The organism is Sphingobium sp. MP9-4 (assembly GCF_005281675.1).
Lineage (GTDB): Bacteria > Pseudomonadota > Alphaproteobacteria > Sphingomonadales > Sphingomonadaceae > Sphingobium > Sphingobium yanoikuyae.
Window position 1 is genome coordinate 1 of the sequence record NZ_LUFI01000107.1, and the last position, 3,942, is coordinate 3,942.

General features: G+C 61.9%; 2 protein-coding genes and 1 tRNA gene. 2 read left to right on the forward strand and 1 reads right to left on the reverse strand.

From position 1 onward, the window contains the following. Positions 1-100: 100 nt before the first annotated feature. Together A0U87_RS25935 and A0U87_RS25940 are read left to right on the forward strand one after the other, a co-directional pair. On the forward strand, positions 101-1,297 hold the full coding sequence (locus A0U87_RS25935; protein WP_004207070.1) for an IS256 family transposase: 1,197 nt from the start codon (positions 101-103) through the stop codon (positions 1,295-1,297). A 903-nt stretch (positions 1,298-2,200) separates the two neighbouring features. Next, positions 2,201-3,895 (forward strand): recombinase family protein, encoded by a 1,695-nt coding sequence (locus tag A0U87_RS25940; protein ID WP_137406128.1) that lies wholly within the window; start codon positions 2,201-2,203, stop codon positions 3,893-3,895. On the opposite strand, the gene A0U87_RS25945 is transcribed toward A0U87_RS25940, so the two are convergent. After that, positions 3,852-3,928: transfer RNA gene (locus A0U87_RS25945), tRNA-Met, on the reverse strand. The two genes, A0U87_RS25940 and A0U87_RS25945, sit on opposite strands and share 44 nt — an antisense overlap. Between the last annotated feature and the right edge of the window lie 14 nt (positions 3,929-3,942).

Genomic DNA, 3,942 nt, shown 5'->3' on the forward strand with positions numbered 1-3,942 from the left:
GTGTCCCACGGGGTGGTGTAGGAAGGTTTCCCTGAGAGGGTGGCCACCGTCGATCTTCTGGTAGGGTTCGGATGCGAACTCGAACCTGGAGAAGAAGACGATGACCGACGACAGAATGGCCCTTGTTGAGCTGATTGAGCAAGGGGCTGACAGCGATTTGTTGCGCGAGATGCTGGCTTTTGCCGCTGAGCGCATGATGGATATGGAGATCGAGGCGAAGACCGGGGTTCCTGCCGGTGCTCGTAGTGCAGCCCGGCTCAACCACCGTAACGGCTATCGCGAGCGTGGTTGGGACACCCGCGCTGGCCGGATTGATCTGGCAATCCCGAAGCTGCGCAAGGGCAGTTACTTCCCGAGTTTCCTGGAGCCGCGCCGGACCGCCGAGAAGGCTTTGGCAGCGGTAATTCAGGAGGCCTATGTGCACGGGATCTCGACTCGTTCGGTCGATGATCTGGTCAAGGCGATGGGCGCCAGCGGCGTATCGAAGAGCCAGGTCAGTCGTCTGGTTGCCGAGATCGACGAGCGGGTGAATGCCTTTCTGGCGCGGCCGATTGAGGGCGAGTGGCCCTACCTGTGGATCGACGCCACCTACCTCAAAGTCCGGGAAGGCGGGCGGATCGTCTCGACGGCGGCGATAATCGCCGTGGGCGTCAATACCGATGGCCGCCGCGAAGTGCTCGGCGTCGCCACCGGTCCCTCGGAGGCGGAGCCCTTCTGGAAAGCCTTCCTGCGTTCGCTGGCAGATCGGGGCCTTCGCGGGGTGAAGCTGGTCATAGCCGACGATCACAAGGGACTGCGCGCCGCCGCCAGCAAGGTGTTCGCCGCGAGCCAGCAACGCTGCCGGGTGCACTGGATGCGCAACGCGCTGGCCCATGCCGCGCCCAAGCAGCGGCCGGCCGTCATCGCCATGATCAAGACGATCTTCGCGCAGGAAACGGCCGAGGCGGCGCACCAGCAGTGGGAGCAGGTTGCCGATGCCCTGCGCGAGAAGTTTCCAAAGCTGGCCGACATGATGGACGCATCACGCGAGGACGTGCTCGCCTACATGGCCTTCCCCAAAGATCATTGGGCGCAGATCGCGTCCACCAACCCGCTGGAAAGGGTCAACAAGGAGATCAAGCGAAGGTCCGACGTGATCGGTATCTTCCCCAATGATGCCGCTGTGGTTCGTCTCGTCGGAGCGCTTATGCTGGAGCAAAATGATGAGTGGGCCGTATCGCGCCGATACATGACGCTGGAAACGCTCGGCTCGGTGAGCCATAATCCTATTGTCAGCTTGCCAGCACTGGCCGCCTGACCTGAACCCGATCCTGCCGTAGATCGACGGTTCCTACACCACCCCGTGGGACACGACCTTTCTTTCAGCCAAATACCTATCATCGGCACAAAACGAATATTGTCATGACTTCCCAAAGAGAAGTTACTGGACCGGAACGATCTGTGTAACTGCGACGGGATGGTGAGATGACTGATGCGAAGCGGAAAACCGGACGAGGACCATGGTGCAAACCGACGTCATTTGGGAAGGTCCCAGGCGGGATGTTTCAATTCTCGCGCTCGAAGCCTGGCACGTCATATCTCCACGTACGCGCAACTGCCTTGGCCATCTCGACATGCTGGGCGATCCCACATCGACCGTGGCGGGGGTTCCGATCGAACGGTTGCACCTCAGCGACCTTTCCCGCTGCGAGGGATTGAGCGTCTTTCGAGTGCCCAATCTGGGCCATGTGAGCTATTGTGAGATTGCAGCCGCGATGGACCGCTATGGCTGGCGCTTCCGTCAGCGGTGGAGTGGAAAAGCCGAGCCATCGGCGCTCGAACTTCTGGGGGCTTCGCTTTCCCGTCATCTCCAGAAGATCACCCGGGCCGCCAGGACGCGCTCGGAGCGATTTGCCGTTGGCGAAGCGATGCTCCGGCTGCACGAGGTGGAAGGTCTGAGCGGACCGGAAATCGGCAAGCGCTTCGGAATGAGCGGGGCCGCGGTGCATGCCACCATCCAGAAAACGCGCCGAACCCTGGAACTGCGTGCGCGCTTTCCACTGCCGCCCCCTCCGGCAGCCTCATAGCCGAGCGCTCCAGAGGTATAAGCCGGCGATAATTGGTGCCATGCGTGTGGGCCGCCGTGGCCTGTTCTTGTTCGCTCCCATCGAGATTGGTCGCTCGGAACGATCATGCTATTCATTGCGGCAAGGAGACCGAGATGATCCGTGCTGCCCTTTATGCCCGTTATTCCGACGACAAGCAGAGCCCCGCTTCCATCGAAGATCAATTCCTGGTCTGCCGCGAACAGGCAGGCCGTGAAGGCTGGCGTATCGTGGGCAGCTACAAGGATGCGGCGATCTCCGGCGCCAGCGTCATCCTGCGACCGGGTATTCAGGCGCTTTTGCAGGATGCGCAGATGGGACGTTTCGACGTGCTGCTTGCCGAGGCACTCGATCGCGTGTCCCGCGATCAGGCCGATGTCGCAACGCTCTACAAGAATCTCCAGTTCGCCGGCGTGAAGATCGTTACCCTCGCTGAAGGCGAGGTGTCGGAACTGCATGTCGGGCTCAAGGGCACGATGAACGCGCTGTTCCTCAAGGATCTTGCCAAGAAGACCCATCGTGGCCTTCGGGGCCGAATCGAGAAGGGCAAGTCGGGCGGCGGCCTGTGTTACGGTTATGACGTCGTGCGCCGCTTTTCCAGCGAGGGCGAAGCGGTGCATGGCGAGCGCAGCATCAATGCCGCCGAAGCCGAAGTCGTCCGGCAGGTTTTCCGGCAGTTCGCTAATGGCCTCAGCCCCCAGGCAATTGCCCGCCGACTCAACGACTCGGGTGTCGCGGCTCCTACCGGCAAGCTCTGGACCTCAACCACGATCCGGGGCCACGCCAAGCGCGGCACGGGGTTGCTCAACAACGAACTCTATATCGGCAAGCTGGTCTGGAACCGCCTTCGCTATCTCAAGAATCCCCAGACCGGCAAACGCGTCTCGCGGATCAATCCGCAGTCGGAATGGATCGTCACCGAGGTACCCGACCTGCGGATCCTGGATGATGAACTCTGGCAGGCCGCAAAAGCGCGACAGGACGATATCGCAGTCCAATATGCCGGCGTCATCGAAGCCACGCGCTCGGCCCATAATGCCATGAACCGCACCCATCGCCCTAGGAGCCTGCTGTCCGGTCTCGTCCACTGCGGCTGCTGCGGCGGGTCTTATACCCTTCGCGGGCAGGGGCGGTTTGCCTGTTCGAACCATATCGACACGAGAAGCTGTTCCAATGGGCATAGCATCGCGCGCGACAAGCTGGAGGCGCGGGTACTCGAAGGGCTGCGCGACCGGCTGATGAGTCCGGAAATCGCCGCGGAAGCCATTCGCGCCTATGTCGAGGAGAGCAATCGCCTCAACCATGCCCGCCGGGCCTCCCAGAGCGCGGATCGGCAGGAACTGGAGAAGGTCCTCAAGGCGATCAAAAGCCTGGTCACGCTCGCGACGGAAGGCAAGGGAACGCGCGCGCTGGTCGATCAGCTTCTCGAGTTGGAAGCACAGGAAGACGCCATCCGCGCCCGGCTCGCCGCAGCCCCCACCGATGTGCCGGATATCCATCCGAACATCTCGGAGATTTACCGCCGCAAGGTCGAGCGGTTTGCCGAAGCCCTGGCGCATCCAGAGGAGCGGCAGGAGGCGGCCGACGCCTTGCGCGGACTCATCGAGCGCATCGTTCTGACGCCCGGCACCAAACGGGGCGAGGTCAACGCCATGCTCCACGGCGAGTTTGGCACCATCCTGGAATGGCTGGATCGGCGCAATTGCGCCAATGCCGACAGCCCCCTTGATGCTTTCGCATCAGGGGGGCCCGGTATGTCGGTTTCTGTGGTTGCGGGAGTAGGATTTGAACCTACGACCTTCAGGTTATGAGCCTGACGAGCTACCGGGCTGCTCCATCCCGCGACACTGGGCGTTTT